The organism is Massilia mucilaginosa (assembly GCF_011682145.1).
Lineage (GTDB): Bacteria > Pseudomonadota > Gammaproteobacteria > Burkholderiales > Burkholderiaceae_D > Telluria_A > Telluria_A mucilaginosa.
Genome location: NZ_WHJH01000011.1, coordinates 116255 through 135371 on the forward strand (window position 1 = coordinate 116255; position 19117 = coordinate 135371).

The 19117-nt window shown below is 65.0% G+C and carries 13 protein-coding genes; 5 read left to right on the forward strand and 8 right to left on the reverse strand.

Translation table 11 applies throughout. The features are described from left to right. Positions 1–310 precede the first annotated feature (310 nt). Positions 311–1222 carry a hypothetical protein gene (locus F2P45_RS12330; RefSeq protein WP_166874893.1) on the forward strand — a complete coding sequence of 304 codons (912 nt, stop codon included), beginning with the start codon at positions 311–313 and terminating at the stop codon, positions 1220–1222. Between the two features lie 97 nt (positions 1223–1319). Here the strand turns inward: F2P45_RS12330 and F2P45_RS12335 are convergent, their stop codons facing one another. Further along, positions 1320–1625, reverse strand: a complete 306-nt coding sequence (locus tag F2P45_RS12335; protein ID WP_166874896.1) for a hypothetical protein — start codon at positions 1623–1625, stop codon at positions 1320–1322. A 68-nt stretch (positions 1626–1693) separates the two neighbouring features. On the opposite strand from F2P45_RS12335, the gene F2P45_RS12340 reads away from it, so the two are divergent. Continuing rightward, positions 1694–2230 carry a hypothetical protein gene (locus F2P45_RS12340; protein WP_166874899.1) on the forward strand — a complete coding sequence of 179 codons (537 nt, stop codon included), beginning with the start codon at positions 1694–1696 and terminating at the stop codon, positions 2228–2230. Positions 2231–2243: 13 nt separating this feature from the next. Here F2P45_RS12340 and F2P45_RS12345 read toward each other — a convergent pair whose 3' ends face one another. The 5 genes from F2P45_RS12345 to F2P45_RS12365 all read right to left on the reverse strand — a co-directional run bounded on the left by F2P45_RS12345 (position 2244) and on the right by F2P45_RS12365 (position 11717). Next, complete coding sequence (locus tag F2P45_RS12345; protein WP_166874902.1) at positions 2244–3032, reverse strand: alpha/beta hydrolase; 789 nt, start codon at positions 3030–3032, stop codon at positions 2244–2246. Positions 3033–3042: 10 nt separating this feature from the next. After that, the gene (locus F2P45_RS12350) at positions 3043–4935 is read right to left on the reverse strand and encodes a DUF885 domain-containing protein (RefSeq protein ID WP_166874905.1); all 1893 of its coding nucleotides are present in this window, start codon (positions 4933–4935) and stop codon (positions 3043–3045) included. Between the two features lie 115 nt (positions 4936–5050). Next, complete coding sequence (locus F2P45_RS12355) at positions 5051–5539, reverse strand: hypothetical protein (RefSeq protein ID WP_166874908.1); 489 nt, start codon at positions 5537–5539, stop codon at positions 5051–5053. Between the two features lie 65 nt (positions 5540–5604). Then, complete coding sequence (locus F2P45_RS12360) at positions 5605–9759, reverse strand: DEAD/DEAH box helicase (protein ID WP_166874911.1); 4155 nt, start codon at positions 9757–9759, stop codon at positions 5605–5607. Further along, positions 9756–11717, reverse strand: coding sequence for a dipeptidyl-peptidase 5 (locus F2P45_RS12365; protein ID WP_166874913.1), 1962 nt, complete (start codon positions 11715–11717; stop codon positions 9756–9758). The genes F2P45_RS12360 and F2P45_RS12365 overlap by 4 nt, the downstream gene beginning before the upstream one ends. Before the next feature lie 140 nt (positions 11718–11857). On the opposite strand from F2P45_RS12365, the gene hemE reads away from it, so the two are divergent. After that, positions 11858–12943 (forward strand): uroporphyrinogen decarboxylase, encoded by a 1086-nt coding sequence (gene hemE / locus F2P45_RS12370; RefSeq protein ID WP_166874916.1) that lies wholly within the window; start codon positions 11858–11860, stop codon positions 12941–12943. 751 nt (positions 12944–13694) lie between these two features. Beyond that, complete coding sequence (locus tag F2P45_RS12375; RefSeq protein ID WP_166874965.1) at positions 13695–15716, forward strand: primosomal protein N'; 2022 nt, start codon at positions 13695–13697, stop codon at positions 15714–15716. 282 nt (positions 15717–15998) lie between these two features. On the opposite strand, the gene F2P45_RS12380 is transcribed toward F2P45_RS12375, so the two are convergent. Further along, a complete protein-coding gene (locus F2P45_RS12380) occupies positions 15999–16934 on the reverse strand; it encodes an ArgP/LysG family DNA-binding transcriptional regulator (protein WP_166874918.1) in 936 nt (311 codons plus the stop codon). Between the two features lie 172 nt (positions 16935–17106). On the opposite strand from F2P45_RS12380, the gene F2P45_RS12385 reads away from it, so the two are divergent. Continuing rightward, complete coding sequence (locus F2P45_RS12385; RefSeq protein WP_166874921.1) at positions 17107–18549, forward strand: dihydrolipoyl dehydrogenase; 1443 nt, start codon at positions 17107–17109, stop codon at positions 18547–18549. Positions 18550–18588: 39 nt separating this feature from the next. Here F2P45_RS12385 and F2P45_RS12390 read toward each other — a convergent pair whose 3' ends face one another. Beyond that, positions 18589–19074 carry an SRPBCC family protein gene (locus tag F2P45_RS12390; protein ID WP_166874924.1) on the reverse strand — a complete coding sequence of 162 codons (486 nt, stop codon included), beginning with the start codon at positions 19072–19074 and terminating at the stop codon, positions 18589–18591. Positions 19075–19117: the final 43 nt, after the last annotated feature.

The window sequence follows — 19117 nt, forward strand, 5'->3', positions numbered from 1 at the left end:
TTGCCTCTAGTCAACATTGAGGAGATGCGCGCGAAATACCACAGTCATTGTTGGCAGGCCAGTCCGGTACTCGATCAACCCTGTGGTCAAGGCGGTTGTAAAAGCTTGCAGACAGCTGCATACTCTGCCGTTGCAGTTCATCAAAGACACCTTGCTGTCTGCTCAGGAAGCAAAAGCGGGACTGCTTGCGCCCTATCAGTTTGGGGCATGACCGTGTTGGCGGTCCTTGTCGCGCCAACCATTCGCAATGGGGTGCGACTCTCTCGATCAGATCATTGCGATCTGTGGATAACGCAAAACCGGGACCCGTGTGAAAAAAGCTGTGTTGGCAACGTTCGTAACCGCCTGTTTGATTTCCCTGGCGGCGTGCGAGATGGACAAGACTGAAATCCGGCTTGCCGACAGCGTGAACGAAAATCGCTCGCCCGACGGGCGATTGTGGACATGTTCTTTAGCGGACGGCTCGGAATTTGTATTGACTGCCGACGCGCCCAAGCTCGGCAAGCACGATGTGTCTCACAGCGGCAGAATCCGTGACGCCTTCGCTGCCGCGTTTCAGGTGAAATACCACGGCAAGAATGTCGCCACGACCCTGATGTCATTCAACGACGATGATCCGGATTGCGTCAATTACGCCATGAGCGGAAATACGCTCCACGCGCTGACCGATAGAGCCACATTTCGTTTCATGGCGGCGAATGGCAAGCGCGGGGGCTCGGTGCTGGTGGTCAGCCGCGACGGCGGCCATTCCTTCAGCGACAACATCCATCCCAATGCGCTTGAAAAGGCCGGCGGCAACCAGCAAATTCATGCCGCTTTTCAGGAGTTTGGTTACTACAGATCGCGCTTCCGGGTTGTGGGGAGCCAATATCAGCTGGAGATCACCGACCCGCTCAATTTCGAAAAATTCCTCTTGTTTGTGTCGTCCGATGGCGGAAAGATGTGGGCCGGACCCGTCGGCAGTATCGATCCCACTGTCTTTTCCAGCAAGGAGGTGGATCTGAAACGCGCTTTTTTCGCATCCAACGAATGGAGCGACAAGGTATTCAAGGCGACGAGTGACGCATGCAATCAACGGCCCGGCATTGGCTGCGCAGTCGCAACCAGCCAATACTGGGATACGCAATGGGACGCGTGCGTGAGCGAGCGTCCCTCTCCGGCGTGCCTGAAGATGCTGCCCGATCCGACACCACGATTCCCGGACGGCGAACAGGGCAAATAGCGGCGCATTGGCTGAGGCGGCGGTCCTGATGGGCGTCATCGGCCTGTCGCCAGCCGGCATTGCCAGGCAATGCCCAGGACACGCACTGCCTGATGTGTTAGCGCTTGGTGTAAGCCTCATCCACACCATAAATGCTACCACTCGGCAACAATGTGTACATCTTGTTCCCTGTTGCATGCATGCCGGCGCTGATCGGACCTTGGGCCGCGATCGGACCGTCGTCATGCACGCAGGTCGAGTTGCCGCCGCCGAAATCCATGCACCATTGCGCCTGGCCATTCTTGATGGTGCGAACCACGCCCGGGCCCTCGATCTTCATGGCGTGTGCCGGTGCGCGCAGGGTGATCAGATCGACTTTGGACGGAACACTGGCGCTGCCGGCAGAATTGACTAATGTGGTCATTCGTATCATTCTGTTCAGCAGCCGATGGCCCTTGCCTCAAGCCCGACCGGACCAACCTGAAAGAATCCATGAAACACGTATCGTCGATATGGCTGTTTGCTGTTGTCTCGCTACAATCCCTGCACTGCATGGCGGCCGAGCCGCCAAAACACCATCGCGCCGTGCAGCCGCCGGGACTGTACCAAGTCGACTGGGAGGGCCGTGCCGACATCATCCAGGAGAAGGGCGCGCCAGTTGTGATAGAAGGCAAGATAGACGGCGCCAGCGGAGACGGATCGAACCGCTTGCGTTCCGGCGGAGCGGCGCGTGATTTCGCGGAAAAAGGCAAGAAACCGCATACCCAGTGCCTGCACGCCGGCACCCCCGCCGCGCAGGCGGCGATCAAGGCATCCTGTCCCGACCATACCATCAAGACAGTCGATCCGAACACCTTGTCCTATGTGTCGAATTGCCCGACGATCCAGAGTACCCGCACGGTGAAACGGATCGATGACAAGACATGGGAGATCGACACCACCATGAAATTCAAGGGTAACATGGCGAATCAATTCGCCTCGCCGGTGGTGCGCGAGCGCTGGACGCGCGTGTCGGATCTCTGCAAATAGCGGTGGGGACTGCCTAGTTCGCCTTCAGCGCGGCGTGCGGCACCGCCTCACCCGCCAGCCCCGGCCCGTACAGCGCACTGTCCGACACCGTGTTGTGCCCGGTGTCCGGCACATTGATATAGTGCGCCACGCCGGGTTTGAAGCGCGTCATCAGCAGTTCGGAACTGGCGCGCGGGATCATGTCGTCGTTCCCCGCGACGATGATGGTGGTCGGGGCATTGACCCTGGCGGCGTACACGCCCGACTCGAACTTATCCCTCAACAGCAGCGTCACCGGAAACCACGGAAACTGCATCCCGGCGATGCCGACGATGCTGTCGTAGGGCGTCACCAGCACCAGCCGCGACACCGGGCGCGTGCTGGCCACATGCACCGCCACGCCACTACCGAGACTGCGCCCGATCACGGTCACCTGCGGATGGCGCGCCTGCACCATGTCGAACAGGGCCAGCGCATCGGCGAACAGCGCCGCCTCGGTCGGTTTGCCGCTGCTGCCGCCGTAACCGCGGTAATGCAGCAGGTACAGCGCCTGGCCGGGAAAGGTCTGGCCGAGGAAGGGCAGGCTGGCCGAGACATCTTCGGCGTTCCCGCCGAGGTAGATGACGGCGCGCGGCCCGGTCTCGGGCCGTACCGACACCTCCAGCACGGCGCCATTCACGGGCAGCTTGACGACCGTGTCGGGCGTGCCGAAACGGCGCGGCTGCGGGAAGTAGATCAACGAGCGCTGCGCCAGGAACAGGCCGACGCAGGCGACGACATACAACGCAAGCGCCGCAAGAATCACACCGATTACCATGCGCATCGCGCTCTCCTTATTGCATCAGCTCTTTGATCATCTTCACCGGCGCGCTGCCATAGCCGAGGAACTGCTCGTGGAACTGCTTCAGGTCGAAGCGCCCGCCGAGCGCCTGCTTGCGCTGCTCGCGCAGGTCCATGATTTCGCTGTAGCCGCTGAAGTAGCTGGTCAACTGCACCGAACTGACTTTGGCGCGATGCCACTTCTCGCTCGCCTCGCTGCGCGTCTGGAAGGCCTGGCGCGTGAGCATGTCCATCGCATCGGCTTCGCTCATGCCCAGCACGTGCACGCTGTAGTCGAGGATCGTGTTGGTGACCACGCGCAGGTTCCACTTCGAGTACATCAGCCACATTTCCGGCGTATTGTCGCCATAGCCCGATTCGAGCATCATGCGTTCGCCGTACACCGCCCAGCCTTCGATCATGGCGCCATTACCGAACAGCGACTTGATCAGCGACGGCGACTTGTTCGCATACACCAGCTGCGCGTAGTGGCCCGGAATGGCTTCGTGGATGTTCAGGATCTGCAGGATCCAGTGGTTGTACTCGCGCAGGGTGCTCTCGGCCTGCTCGGGCGAGAGGCCGTCGAGCGGGGTCACGTTGTAGAAGGTGCGGTCCTGCGGCCGATACGGTCCGGGCGCATCGATGCTGGCGCCGGCCACGCCGCGCTGGTACAGCGGCGTTTCGCGCACCACCAGCGGTTTTTTCGGATCGAGCGTGAGCAGGTTGTTTTTCACCACCCAGTCCTGCAGCAGCGGAATCTGGCGCCGGATCTCCGGGAAGAACTCCTCGCGCGAGACGTGCTTGGCCGACAGCTTGTCGATCACCATGCCGATTTTTTTGGTGCGGTCGGCCGGCTTGGCGGCGCCGCCCATGGTCTTGGTCCACAGCTCGTCGGACAGCGTGTCCATGCGCGTAAGCAGCTGCTCGCGCGCGTTCAACGCCTTCTGGTACATCTGCTCCGCGCTCACGCCGGCCTGGATGTCATGCCCGAACTTCTGTTCGTACAGCGCTTTGCCGATCCGGAACGAGCGCGCCGACTTGTTGGCCTGCTGCGTCTTATCGAGATCGGTGAGGAAGTTGACGTAGCCGATCAGGGCGTCGCCGGCGGCCGCGATGCGGCGCGCGAACAGGTCTTTTTCGGCCTGGTTCAGGATCGATTCCTGCGCCGCCTTGCCCAGGTCCGCCAGCACCGTCATGGTGCCGGGCGCCTGCTGCAAGGCCAGTTGCGTGTGTTCGTGGGTCGGGTTGACGATGCTCGCCTGCGCCGCCTGGTAGTAGGCCGGCACATTGGCCAGGCGCTTGAGCAGGGTGCGCAGGCGCTGCGGCTTGGCCGCGTATTCGGAACCCATGATCAGGTCGATCGGCCCGGCGATGTTATACAGCGCCGGATTCCATTCGAACTCGCGCAGGGTGGTCAGGTAGAAGCGGTCGGCATTGAGCTTGTTGACCAGCAGGACGTGATCGGTGCGCTGCTTGACCGACAACTGGCGCGTATCGAGCTTGGCCAGTTTTTGCAGCCACTCGTCGGCGAACGCCAGCTGCGCGGCGCGCGTGGCCGCGCTCGGGATGGTCAGGTTGGCGGCGCCATCGTATTTGCCGGAATAGATCGCGCTTTCCGGATCGATGCGCCACAGCGCGCCGAGGAACTGCATGCTGACCGTATTGAAGCGCCGGTCCTGCGAGCGTTCGGCGCCGGCGGCGGGCGCGCTGGCGACCACGGCGGCCGCCACGGCGGCCGGTGCGGCGATGGCCGCGGCCTTGGCCGGCTTGCCGGCCTTGCCTGGTTTGGCGGCTTTCACCGTCTTGGTGCTGTGTGCTTTGGACTGTTTTTTCGGCTTGGCAGCGCCTGCGGGCGCCAGCGCGAAGCACGTCATTAAAACAGCCAGCGCAATTTTCGTTTTCAACATTGTGTTTGGCCTTGTAGTGACAGGGACAGGGGCGGCCGCAAGCATGCGGCGGGGCGTCAGATTAGCATCAATCGCGCCGCTTGCGCACTTTTGTCCCAATTGAAGAGGGTGTGGATCAGTCGATGGTGCCGGCGCGGATCATTTCCTGCTGCCGCGCGTTGAGGGTGGCGACCGTGTGTTTGCCGTTGGCGATATTGGGCAGGACAATCTCGCTCGACTTGGTGAAACGGTGGCCGATGCGCACGGTGTACGAGCGCGTGATCCAGCTCCAGAAGCTCGGTGTGAAGCTGGCGTCTTCCATGTCGCGCCATTTGACGCCGTTGATGCCTTTTTTCCAGGGCAGCACGCCCGAGTAGAGCCACACGCCGACATCGTCGTAATACAGCTGGATGCTGCGCAGCAGCAGGAAGCGGTAGCCGACCACGATCGCCGAGACCGCGAAGAGCACGGCGGCGGCGATCTCGTTGGCGTAGCTGAACGTCAGCGGCAGGGCGACGCCGAACAGCAGGACCGCGAGGATCACGACGCCGGTGTAGGCCAGCCATGACTTCACGCCGATCACGTGGGCGTCGGGGGAGCTTCTCGATGCGTTGTCGTCTTCCATGGATGTGCTACCGCTTGATAAAAACGCATGATGTCACGGAATGGCGGAGGGCGCCACACCGACCGCTAACGCAAGCCCTCCTGCAGCATCCGCAGCATGTCCCCCGGCGACATGCGCGCCGCGACATCGCTGCCTTCGAGCAGGCTGTCGGCCAGGTCGCGCTTGTGCTTGTGCAGCTCGACGATGCCTTCCTCGATGGTGTGGCGTGCCACCAGCCGGTAAATGGTCACCGGCCGCTGCTGCCCCATGCGGTGGGCGCGGTCCGAGGCCTGGTCTTCCACCGCCGGATTCCACCACGGGTCCATATGGATCACGTAGTCGGCCGCCGTCAGGTTGATCCCGACCCCGCCCGCCTTGAGCGAAATGAGGAACACATCGCCCTCGCCGGCCTGGAACGCATCGACCCGCTTTTTACGCTCCTGCATCGGGGTCGAGCCATCCAGGTACTGATACTTGATCCCGCGTTCGTCCAGATGCTTGCGGATCAGGGTCAGGTGATCGACGAACTGGCTGAACACCAGCACCTTGTGACGGTTGTCGAGCAGGTCGTCGAGCAGGCGCGCGAACACGGTGAGTTTACTGCTTTGCAGGCCCAATTCGGGCGCCACCAGCGCCGGATTGCAGCAGGCGCGCCGCAGCTTCATCATCTCGGCCAGGATCTGGATCGACTTCTGGCTCTCGGGCGCTTCCAGCGCGGCCAGCTTGGCGATCGCATCGCGCCGCAGCGATTCGTACAGCGCGGTTTCTTCTTCCGTCAAGTCGACCGGCAGCACGATCTCGGTGCGCGGCGGCAGTTCGGCCAGCACCTGCGCCTTGGTGCGGCGCAAAATGAACGGCTGGATCAAGCGCCGCAGGCGCCAACGCGCCCCGGCTTCGGCGCGCGTTGGCGTCTTCGTCGCAGCTTGCGCCCGTTCGATCGGCCCCGCAAAGCGCAGGTTGAACTGGTCGCTGGTGCCGAGCAGGCCCGGATTGATGAAGCGGAACAGGTTCCACAACTCGCCCAGGTGATTTTCCAGCGGGGTGCCGGTGGCCACCATGCGGAACTCGCCCTGCAGCGCCATCACGGCCTGCGAGCGCTTGGTTGCGGTATTCTTGATCGCCTGCGCTTCATCGAGCACGATGCTGTTCCAGCGCACCTTGGCAAACGCCGGCGCTTCCAGTTGCAGCAGGCCGTAGCTGGCGATCACCAGGTCGAACGGCCCGGCTTCGCCCAGCATGGCGGCGCGCTCGCCCTTGCCGAACAGCTTCACGTTCAGGGTCGGCGCAAAACGCGCCGCCTCGCTGATCCAGTTCATGCACACCGAGGTCGGTGCGATCACCAGCGCCGGGCCGTGCGGCGCGCGCGAGAGCAGCAGGGCCAGCGCCTGCAAGGTCTTGCCGAGCCCCATGTCGTCGGCCAGGCAGGCGCCCACGCCCCAGTGGGCCAGGCGCGCCAGCCATTCGAAGCCGTCGACCTGGTAGTCGCGCAGTTCCGCCTGCAAGGTGCTCGGCAGCTGCGGCACGAAGGCCGTGTTGCGTTCCATCTGCGCCAGGTGGGCGATCCATTCCTTGTCGGTCGTGACGCTGCCGGCATCCTGCGCCAGGTCTTCCAGCGCGAAGCTGGCCAGCGCATGCACCTTGACCCCGTCCGCGCTTGGCGTGCCGAAGGCCGACAGCTCCATCAGGCGCCGGTGCAGTTCGGACGTGAGGGCCATGAACTGGTTGTCGCCCAGCGCCACGAAGCGGCTGCCGTTCTCCTTGAGCATATCGAGCAGGGTGCGCAGGTCCATGATGCGGTTCTCGTCGATCTGCACCTCGCCGCTGGCCGCGAACCAGTCCTTGTCGCGCTTGATCGACAGGCGCACCGATGTTGAATCGGCTTTTTTGGCCAGCCGGAACGGTTCGCCCTCGGGCCAGGCCAGCAGCACCCTGGCCGGATCGAGTTCCTGCAATTCGGCCAGCAGTTCCAGGCATTCGATCGGATTGGCCAGCAACCATTCGCCGTGGTCCGATTCGGATTGTTCCAGCACGTGCAAGGCGCCGACCAGCTGACGCTCGGCTTCGCGCTCGGCGTTCAGGTTGCGGCGCGCTTCCACGCGCGCGCCGCCGACTTCAGCGATCACGCTCTCGGCGCCCGAACCGGGCGGGTAGTAGGCGCCGGCGTCCGGCAAGGGGCGCACCAGCACCTGCATCTTGAGCCCATGCTGGTAGGGCAGCAGGTGCACATGCAGGCGGCTGTCGGCCTCCACCCGCGCGATGTCGGCCGCGCTGCCGCCGATGTCCGACTGCACCGTGACGATCGACGAAATCGCGCCGATCGCCTTGAGCACCTGCTTTTCCGCGTGCAGCGGCACCACCAGGCCATTGCCGACAATCGCGCCGATGCGGCGGTGCTCGTCGCTGATGCGCACCACCCGCAGCCGGGTCGGGGTTTCGCGCGTGACGCACACGTCGTCGGTGTTGTCCAGGATGGGCGGCTGCAGGGTGATGGTCACATTGCCAGCGCGCGCCTTGATCATCAGTTCCGGCTCGCCCGGCAGCAGTTCCACGCGCGTGCCGGGCGCATCGATCCAGAACAGCAGCGGGTGGCCGATCAGCGCGGCCACCGCCTTGTCCATGTCGAATTCGTAGCGCACTCCGCCGCCGCTGTAGTATTTATAGGCATTCAGGGTCGCCACCACGTGCAGGTCCTGCGACGTCAGGAAGTCGAAGCTGGCCGCGTCTTCCGACAGGCGTTTCAGGCCCATGGCGCGCCCGCGGCTCCAGCCGCCCTGGGCGTCGCGCTTCTGTTCGCGCGCTTCGATGTCCTGCACCCCGTACAGCGGATCGAAGCGCAGGCCCCATACCAGGCGCGCTTCCTTGACCACTTCCACGTTGAGCGCCGGTTGCAGGTTGATCAGCGCATTGAGCTGGCGTTCCCACGGCTCCTCGCGCTCGAACCAGACGCTCATGTCGGCAAAGCGCAGGCGCTGGCGCAGGGCGGTCGCCTCCTGGTCGCGCGACACCGCGCCGATGCGGCCGAGCAGGGCCCCCAGCTGCGCCGCCACCAGGTCGAAGCCGCCTGCGCAGGCCTGCGTCATCATCTGTTCGAGCTGGGCGCGCTTGTCGTCCAGCTGCGGCTGCGCGAGCCAGTAATGCAGCAGCGCGCGGAACATGAACGGCTGCAGCGCGCTTTCCCAGCTGCGCGTCGGCAGCACGGCGGCATCGACCGTGCCGCTGCGGATCTGGCGCAGCAGGTTCAGTTGCTGGTAGACCGCCGTGTCGTGGTTCTGCGCGGTGCGCGTGACGATGTCCAGATACGCTTCGGCCGCCTTGGCGTGCTTCGGATCGGGACTGCGCAGCAGCGCCAGCACATACAGGTGGCCGCCGATGCCGGGAAAGGCCATCTTGCGCTTGCCGGTCTCGCGCCGCAGCGCCTTGAGCGCCTGGTCGAACCCGGTGAGCGCCTCCATGTGGTGATCGCGCAGCAGCAAAATGACGCTGCGGTAGAACAGCGCCATCGAATGGTCCAGGTCGTGCAGCAGCTTGGACGCGTCGTCCAGCCGGCCGCACAGGATCAGGTGCTCGGCCATGACGATGCGCAGCGCCATCGACGGCGCGCCCTGCGCCAGGTGGCGTTCGGCGAACATGCGCAGCTGCGCCGCGCTGGCCGGTTCGCGCTGGGCGTTCTCCAGCAGCACCGTCAGCACCTCGTCGCGCAGCAGCGGGTGGATGCGCGCGAACAGCGCCGGCTCGAACGGGCGCGCGCAGATATCGACCAGCGGATGCAGGTAGCCCGCCTCGTGGCAGTTCATGCAGGCCGCCAGCAGCGGCGCCACCTGGGCCGGACCCTGGCCGCTGGCCAGCGCGATGCGCAGCAGCGCCACGCCCTGGCGGTAGCTGCGCAGGATCGCAAAGCCTTCCCAGTTGCGGCGCAGCGGGGTCAGGTTGTCGTAGGCAGCCGCCAGCGGGCCGAAGGTGCGGGCATCGAGCGCGGCGCTCAGCGCCAGCCAGGTGATCTCGGGCGTGACGATCCAGCCGCGCTGCTGCAACTCGCTCGCCATGCCGGCGCCGCGCAGCGCATCCATCGCCTCGACCATGCGCTCGTTGCCGACCGCGATGCCGGCGGCGACAAGGTGCTCCTGGAGACGGATGCGGCCCATCGGTTCGCCCGCCATCGCCAGCATGGCGACGATATGCTGCTCGACCGTGTCCATGCGCGTGAACTGCTCGCGCATGGTGGCTGTTTCCTGTTCGTTCATGCAGCGCCGGGCAGATTATCGATCGCCACCACCGGCGCCTGGCCTGGCGTGGTCAGGCCGAAGATGCGCAGGTAAAAATACAGCTCCGCTTCGAGCGTGCGCACAATGCTGTCGGCCTTGCGGAAGCCATGGCCTTCGCCTTCCAGGGTCATGTAGGCCACCGGCACGCCGGCCGCGCGCAGTGCCGTGACCATCACTTCCGACTGCTGCGGCGGCACGACGTTATCGTCCAGGCCCTGGAAGAAGATCATCGGGCGCGTCAGCTTGTCGGCGTGGTTGATGGGTGAACGCAGCAGGTACAGTGCTTCCGACTCCGGCTTGGGTGCGATCAGGTACTCGTTGTAGTGCGATTCGAACTTGTGCGAGTCGTCGTCCAGGCCCTTCAGGTCCGACACGCCGTAGTAGCTGGCGCCGGCCTTGAACACATCGTGGAAGGTGAGGGCGCACAGGGTGGTCAGGCCGCCGGCGCTGCCGCCGCGGATCACCAGCCGTTCCGGATCGACCACGCCGCGCGTGGCCAGGTAGCGCGCGCCGGCGACGCAATCGTCGACATCGACCACGCCCCACTGGCCCTTGAGCGCATCGCGGTAGGTGCGTCCGAAGCCGCTGCTGCCGCCGTAGTTCACGTCCAGCACCGCGAACCCGCGGCTGGTCCAGTACTGGGTGGCCAGCTTGAGGGTATTGGTCGCCATGCCGGTCGGGCCGCCGTGACTGATCACCATCAGCGGCGGTTTGGCCGCCGGATCGGGCGTGACATCGGCGTTGCAGGGCGGGTAGTAGAACGCGTGCGCGCTGCGCTGGCCGCTGGCGCCGCTGGCGTAGGTAATGCTCTCGGGGACCGACAGGTAGCCGTCGGCCGGCAGCGCGGTGATCGAGCGCGCCAGCACGTGCGGCGTGGCGCTGGCCAGCTCGAAACGCGCCAGCTCCAGCGGGATGTGCGGCGAGCCGCCCAGGATCAGCGCCACCCCGCCGCCCACGCGCAACTCGCGGATTTCTTCGTACGGATTGGCGATCGGGGCCAGCTTGCCGCTGTCGGGCGAGAGCCGGGCCAGGCGGGAGACGCCATGTTCGATGTAGGTACAGATAATGTCGCCGTCGCTGGCGAAACCATACATCGACACCGCGAAGGTCCAGTGCGGCGCGCCGAATTCGGCGGCGCGTTCGCACAGCGGCTGCACGCTGCCGTCGGCCAGGCGGTACAGATTCCACCAGCCGCTGCGGTCCGATACAAAGTGCAGCACGCCGGCCGGCGACCATTCGGGCTGGCAGACCGCTTCTTCAGGTCCGCCCGCGACCAGCGTGGCCGGGGCCAGCGAGCCGTCCGGGTTCACTTGTGCGAGCCACAGTTCGGTGCCCTGCCACGGCATGCGCGGATGGTCCCAGCTCAGCCAGGCCAGCGAGCGGCCGTCGGGCGACAGGCGCGGGGCGGCGTAAAAGTCGCTGCCGTGGGCCAGGATGGTTTCGCCGCCGTCGGCGCCGATGGCGCACAGCGTATTGACCGGCTGATTATCGGATGCATTGCCGCCTTGCGCATGGTCCTCGCGCACCACCACCAGCCGATTGCGCGCCGCATCGTGCGCAAAGTCGGCGTAGCGCGCGCTGCCCGGGAGGGTCAGCGCCTGCGGGGCCGCGCCGGGAACAATCGTGTAAATACAATTGTCGGAAAAATTCGAGAAGTACACCGTGCCGGCCGCCACCAGGCAGGCACCGCCGCCGTATTCGTGCACGCGGCTGCGCACATTGAACGGAGCCGGGGTCAGTTCGACCAGGTCGGCGCCGCGCTGGCGCAGCAGGGTGGTGCGCCCGCCTTCGCTGGCGCGTCCGGCCAGCCAGTAAGCGTCCTGGCCGTCGGCCTGGGGCTGCGACAGCGGGGTGGCGCCGGCGGCCACGATGGCGGCGCTGATCGGGGAAGGCCAGAGGCCGAAAGCGGCGTTCTGCGGGCTGGTCGAAGCTGTCATGGGGATTCTACTGGGTTGGCGGTGGTATGGCATGATAGTTAATACCCCGCGCCGGTGCAAATGCGCTCGCGCGGCGCAGGGGGTGAGAATGCGGGAGAATGCGATAATAGCGCCTTTCTCCAAGCTTTCGACGGTTCCCCATGCCCCAATTCGCCCCGCTCCAGAACGACACATTCCTGCGCGCGCTGCTGCGCCAACCGACCGATTACACCCCTGTGTGGCTGATGCGTCAGGCGGGGCGCTACCTGCCGGAATACCGCGCCACGCGCGAGCGCGCCGGCTCCTTCCTGGGCCTGGCCAAGAACCCCGATTACGCCACCGAAGTGACCCTGCAGCCGATCGACCGCTACCCGCTGGACGCCTCGATCCTGTTCTCGGACATCCTCACGGTGCCCGACGCGATGGGCCTGGGCCTGTACTTCGTCGACGGCGAAGGTCCCAAGTTCGAGCGTCCCCTGCGCACCGAAACCGACGTCATGGCCCTGCGCGCGCCCGACCTCGACTCGCTCGACTACGTCTTCAAGGCGGTCACCCAGATCCGCGGCGCCCTGAACGGCCGCGTGCCGCTGATCGGCTTTTCGGGCAGCCCGTGGACCCTGGCCTGCTACATGGTCGAAGGCGGCGGCTCCAAGGAATTCCACACCATCAAAAAGATGCTGTACAACCGTCCCGACCTGATGCACCACATCCTGTCGACCAACGCGGCCGCGGTGGCGGCCTACCTGAACGCCCAGATCGACGCCGGCGCCCAGGCCGTGATGATTTTCGACTCCTGGGGCGGCGCGCTGGCCGACGGCGCCTACCAGACCTTCTCGCTCCAGTACATGCAGCAGGTGATGAGCCAGCTCAAGCGCGAAAAAGACGGCGTGCGCATCCCGGCGGTGGTCTTCACCAAGGGCGGCGGCCTGTGGCTGGACCAGATCGCCGACATCGGCGCCGATGCGGTCGGCCTGGACTGGACCGTCAACCTGGGCCGCGCGCGTGCCCTGGTCGGCCACAAGGTCGCCCTGCAGGGCAACCTGGACCCGGCGATCCTGTTCGCCAGCCCTGAACAGATCCGCGCCGAGGTCGAGCGTACCCTGACCAGCTACGGCAAGCCGTCCGACGGCTCAGGTCACGTGTTCAACCTGGGGCATGGCATCTCGCAGTTCACCCCGCCGGAGTCGGTCAGCGCCATGGTCGAGGCGGTACACAGCTTCAGCCGCCAGCAACGCGCCGGCCTGTAGTCTGGCTACAGCGATGCCACCAGGCCAGGGTGGTGTCGCTGCGCTGCGTTAGACGTTTTCTGAATGACAATATCCCACTTATTCACAATTTTTTTGAACATCGCTGCTTAAAAATAAGGCGCTCAAGAAAAGTTTCTTGAACTTCCAAGTGATTGATTTTAAACGGTTTATAAAATCATCCTGTCGAGTCGGGCCGGGAAAATGTGGACAAGGTACAGAGGGAAAACGCAGTTTTTCAAGCATTGTCCACAAAGTTATCAACAGGCAGTGTGGATAAAAATGAAAAGTCCCGCGTTTACCGCGACTTAGCGCAATTGTTAAGGTGTTACATGAGTATTTGCTGGGTTGCATGATGGTGCCGGACTGTGTCGGCGGCGCTCCGCCGCACGCATCCGGCGGGCCGCGCGGCAGCCCGTCACGGCAGCCGTGGCCAGCCGTTGATACACAGCCGCAGGCGCACAATCCGACTACATTTTCAGTGCTCCGCGCCTTACTTATGCACAGAACGCCGGTAAAACATGGTTTTCCCGGCTTCCCAAGGCGATTTTCGCAAGTGATTGATTCGTAAGGATTAAATTTCTTTGATTTTCAGTTGTTAGGCTCATCTATTGTGCAAGCACAAAGCTTTTGGCCTCGCACAAATTGTTTGTCCACAAAGTTGTCCACAAGCTGAGCGTGCTTGAAACGATGTCCTGGACATGCATGGCGATGGGCTTTCCGCGCCTCCTTCAACCTGACCGAACCGACCCAGATGGCGTACTGCATCCTCAATATCGCGCTCGACACGCCGCTCACCAGCTGCTTCGATTACCGCTGGCCGTGCGCGCCCGGCGACGAGCCGCGGGTGGGCCAGCTGGCGCTGGTCAGCTTCGGGCGCCGCGAGGTAGTCGGGCTCATCGTCGCCATCAAACACGACACCGAGGTCCCGGCCGACAAGCTCAAAGATGCGCTGGCCGTGCGCAGCCAGCTAGCGCCCCTGTCGCCGCAATGGATCGCGCTGGCCGCGTTCGCGGCCGACTACTATCAGCGCCCGCTCGGCGAAGTCGCCCTGCCGGGGCTGCCCAAGAACCTGCGCGTGCTCACCACTGTGGCGCTCGACCGCGCGCTGAAAAAGCTGGCCAAGAGCGCACCCGCGCACGACCACACCCCGCTCGACATGCCGGTCCTGAACGACGCCCAGCAGCAAGCGGCCGACGCCATCGGCGGCGCCCAGGGCTTTACCCCGATCCTGCTGTACGGCGTGACCGGCAGCGGCAAGACCGAAGTCTATCTGCAGGCCTGCGCCCAGGTGCTGGCGCGCGAAGAGGGTGGCCAGATCCTGATCCTGGTCCCCGAGATCAACCTCACCCCGCAGCTGGAAGGGAACATCCGCGCGCGCTTTCCCGGCGTGATGCTGGCCACCTTGCACAGCAGCCTGTCGGAGGGCGAGCGCATGCTGCACTGGCTGGCCGCGCACCAGGGCCAGGCCCGCATCATCCTCGGCACCCGGCTGGCGATCCTGGCCTCGCTGCCGAACCTGAAGCTGATCGTCATCGATGAAGAGCACGACCCCTCCTACAAACAGCAGGAAGGGCTGCGCTACTCCGCGCGCGACCTGGCGGTATGGCGCGCGCGCCAGCTGAAGATTCCGATCGTGCTCGGCTCGGCCACGCCCTCGCTCGAGAGCTGGCACCATGCCGGCTCCGGGCGCTATCGCAAGCTCGAACTGCGCGAGCGCGCCGTCAAGGATGCGGTGCTGCCGCGCGTGAAGCTGCTCGACATGGAGCGCGACAAACCGGTCGACGGGATTACCTCGTACCTGATGGCGGCGCTGCGCCAGCGCCTCGAGCGCGGCGAACAATCGCTGCTGTTTTTGAACCGGCGCGGTTATGCGCCCGTGATCTGCTGCGAATCGTGCGGCTGGATCAGCAACTGCACCCGCTGCACTTCCTTCATGGTGCTGCACAAGCCCGAGCACCGGCTGCGCTGCCACCACTGCAGCCTGGAGCTGCGCATACCGCGCCATTGCCCGACCTGCGGCAATGTCGACCTGCAGCCGCTCGGACGCGGGACCCAGCGCGTGGAAGAAGGCTTGCAGCAGGTTTTCCCGGACGCGCGCATTTTGCGCATCGACGCCGACTCGACGCGCCTGAAAGGCAGTGCGCAGGCCGCGTTCGACACGGTGCACCGGGGCGAGGTCGATATCCTGATCGGCACCCAGATGGTCGCCAAGGGGCACGACTTCAAGAAACTGACGCTGGTGGGGATTCTCAATCCCGATACCGCGCTGTTCTCGCAGGATTACCGTGCCAGCGAGCGCCTGTTCGCGCAGCTGATGCAAGTGGCCGGGCGCGCGGGCAGGGCGGCCCGCACCGAAGGCGGCAGCGTGAGCGAAGTGCTGATCCAGACGCGCTACGCCAGCCATCCGCTGTACACGGCGGTGGTCAACCACGACTACGACCGCTTCGCCACCGACCTGCTCGACGAGCGGCGCCAGGCCGCGCTGCCGCCGTACCTGTACCAGGCGCTGTTGCGGGCCGAAGCGCCGGAGCTGGAAACTGCGATCGGCTTTCTGGAAAGTGCGCGCGATGCGCTGGTGTTTGACGGCATTACCTTGAACGACCCGATTCCGATGACGATGACGCGGGTGCACAACGTCGACCGCGCGCAGCTGCTGGTGGAAAGTCCCTCGCGGCCGGCGCTGCAAGCCTTCCTCAAAGAATGGCTGGCCCTGTTGCGCGCCATGAAAAGCCGCGTCAAATGGTCGCTCGAAGTCGACCCCCTCGACATCTGACGCAAACGTTTCCCAACCGGGGTCAGAGCTCTGACTAGCAACGAAATTCATGCCGCGCTGTGCGCTGTCTGCTTCTCGCCACGGATTCGATGGCTGTGGATGCTGGGGATCAGGATCGCCCGTCAGTTCGCTCGGTTCAGCAACTAATTGCTAGTCAGAGCTCTGACTAGCAACGAAATTCATACCGCGCTGTGGGCTGTCGGCTTCTCGCCACGGATTCGATGGCTGTGGATGCTGGAGACCAGGATCGACCGTCAGTTCGCTCGGTTCAGCAACTAATTGCTAGTCAGAGCTCTGACCCCGGTGTGGGGGTTGCGGCAGATAGCGGCGGGCACTGGTGACGATGTGCTCGGTCAGCGCGCGCGTAAATGGGGTGTCGATGTTCCAGGCGTGCCACGATAGGGCCGTGCTCCACGTCCGCCCCGGTGACAGGTCGATCAGTTGGCCGGCGGCAATCAGACTGAGCGCGCTCAGCTCGGGCATCAGGCCGTACGCCACGCCGTGCAGGATGCAGTTTTCCATCGCCGCCGAGACCGGCATGGTGTGGTGCGGAAAAGCTACCTCGCCACCGAACTCCTGCGCCAGGAAGCGCGCCAGCTGCTTGCGCTCGCTGACCACCGCCGGCGCCAGCGCCACCGCCTCGGCAATAAAACCGTCGCCGAACCAGTGCCCCGCAAACGCGGGCGTGGCCACGCAGGTGTAACGCAACAAGCCCAGCGCCGTGGCGCTGGTGCCGACCGCCGCCTCACCACCAGCGCCAGCGCCACCGCTGCCATCGGCCTCGGCCACGCAGGCGAACGCCGCGCCTTCGCGCACCAGCCGCAGCGCACGCTCGCCGTCGGCCAGTTCGATGTTGAACTGGCAGCGCGGCGGCGACAGCAGCGCCGGCAGCGCTTGCGCGAACCAGGTCGCCAGGCTGTCGGCGTCGAGCGCCAGGGCCAGCGTCGGCAGGCTGGTGTCACGCCCGAGGTCGATGTCGAGCGCCGCTTCCATCAGCTTCACATGGCGAAAATGCACCACCAGCCGCTGCCCCAGCCCGGTCGGCACCGAGGGCGCCCCGCGTACCACCAGCAGCCGCCCGCAACTGTCCTCAAGCGCCTTGATGCGTTGCGATACAGCCGATTGGCTGATTCCCAGCAGCAGCGCCGCCTTGTCGAAACTGCCGCTCGCCGCCACCGCGTCGAGTACGGCCAGGCCGCGATAGTCGAGATTGTTCATCAGCTAGGCTTATCCATGGTGAAATTGATTAGCAATACTAATACGCTTCGCCTCATGCTGCCAACGCGCAACAGCCGCAGCCCACCGAAAACCGAAAATTGGCGTATCGTTGACGCCTGAAAACGGCACCCGCCCGCATCCTGTTGTCTGTCCAGTTGAAAAAGAGTCCGCCATGAACAAGTTACACGTCGACGTCGCCGTCATCGGCACCGGAACCGCGGGCCTCGCCGCTTACCGCGCCGCCCGCGCCCAGGGGAAAACCGCGGTCGTCATCGAGAGCGGCCCCTACGGCACCACCTGCGCCCGCGTCGGCTGCATGCCCAGCAAGTTGCTGATCGCCGCCAGCGAGGCGGCCCACATGCTGGCGCTGGCGCCGCAATTCGGGGTCCACCCCGATGGCGTGCGCATCGATGGCAAGGCCGTGATGGCGCGCGTGCGCAGCGAACGCGACCGTTTCGTCGGCTTCGTGCTCGAGGGGGTGGATAACATCCCCGAGCAGGACAAGCTGCGCGGCCACGCCCGCTTCACCGGCCCGCAGTCGCTGCAGGTCGACCAGCACACCAGCATCGAGGCCTCGCGCGTGGTCATCGCCAGCGGTTCCACCCCGGTCATGCTGCCCCAGCTCAAGGAGGTGGGCAATCGCGTCATCGTCAGCGACGCTGTGTTCGACTGGACCGACCTGCCCGAGTCGGTGGCGGTGATCGGCACCGGCGTGATCGGCCTGGAATTGGGCCAGGCCCTGCATCGCCTGGGCGTGCGCGTGAGCGTGTTCGCGCGCGGCGGCAGCGTGGCCCAGCTGAGCGATCCGGAAGTGCTGCATGTGGCCGCCAAGGCCCTCGGGCGCGAGCTCGACCTGCGCTTCCAGCAACTGGTGGTCGGCGCCAGGCAGGAGCAGGACGACGTGGTCCTGACCACGCGCGACGCCGCCGGCGCCGAGCACACCGACCGCTTCGCGTATGTGCTGGTGGCGGCCGGGCGCACGCCGAATGTGGACCGGATCGGTATCGAGAGCACCGGCCTGGCGCTGGACGAGCGCGGCATCCCGCTGTTCGACGCCACCACCATGCAGTGCGGCACCAGCCACATTTTCATCGCGGGCGACGCCAACAACGAGCGCCCGGTGCTGCCGGAAGCGGCCGATCACGGCAGGATCGCGGGCGACAACGCCGGCCGCTATCCCGACGTGCGCCCCGGCCTGCGCCGCACGCCGCTGACCGTTGCCTTTACCGAGCCGCAGATTGCGACCCTGGGCGAGAGTTACAGGCAGTTGTGCGCGGAAGGCAAGCCCAAGTTTGCGGTCGGCAAGGTGTCGTTCGAGAACCAGGGCCGCAGCCGGGTGATGCTGCAGAACCACGGCATGCTGCGCGTGTACGGCGAATACGGCACCGGGCGTTTTCTGGGCGCCGAGATGATCGGGCCGCGCGCGGAGAACCTGGGGCACCTGCTGGCCTGGGCCTGCCAGGCGCGCATGACGGTGGCGCAGATGCTGGACATGCCGTTCTACCATCCGGTGATCGAGGAGGGCGTGCGCACCGCGCTGCGCGATCTGGCGGCGGAGCTGGAAAAAGGCGCGCCCAAGTCGAGCAGCGCGCCGGATACGACGCCGGGGGTGTGAGCGGCCGGGCGTGGCAGGCGGGCCGCGCCCGACAGGCTGCTAGTTCAAATAACTCGCATCGAGCCGACCCGCCCCCGCCATCTCGCGCACGATCCGGATCGTGTCGATATCGGCCTCCTGGTACGCCGATTTCTTGTACTCGTCATACATGGCATTGACCTTGTCGGTCTCGGCGTCATGCCCGTCGTCGTACTTGAAGCGCACGAACATGGTGTGCTCGGCCGGCGTCTCGATGGTCACGGTCAGGCTTGAGGCGGCGATTTCGCCCTGTTCCGGCACCTCGTAGCGCACTTCCTGCAGCGGCGTGAGCAGCACGCGGTCGACCACCACCAGCTCGCCGAAACGCCGGCTGCGCCGGAAACTGCCGCTCTCGCGCTCGTCGATCGTGCACTCGTCCAGATGCGGCACGAACAGCTTGGGCGATTCGGCGCACAGCACCAGTCCGCGCCACAGCTGCTCGCGCGTGAGGGTGTCGATCAGCGGATTCAAGGGATCGTTAATTTCAATCAAATGTTCAAATTTCATGGTGCTCTGACTCGTCGGTGAAGGGCATGGCAGCCCGGAATAG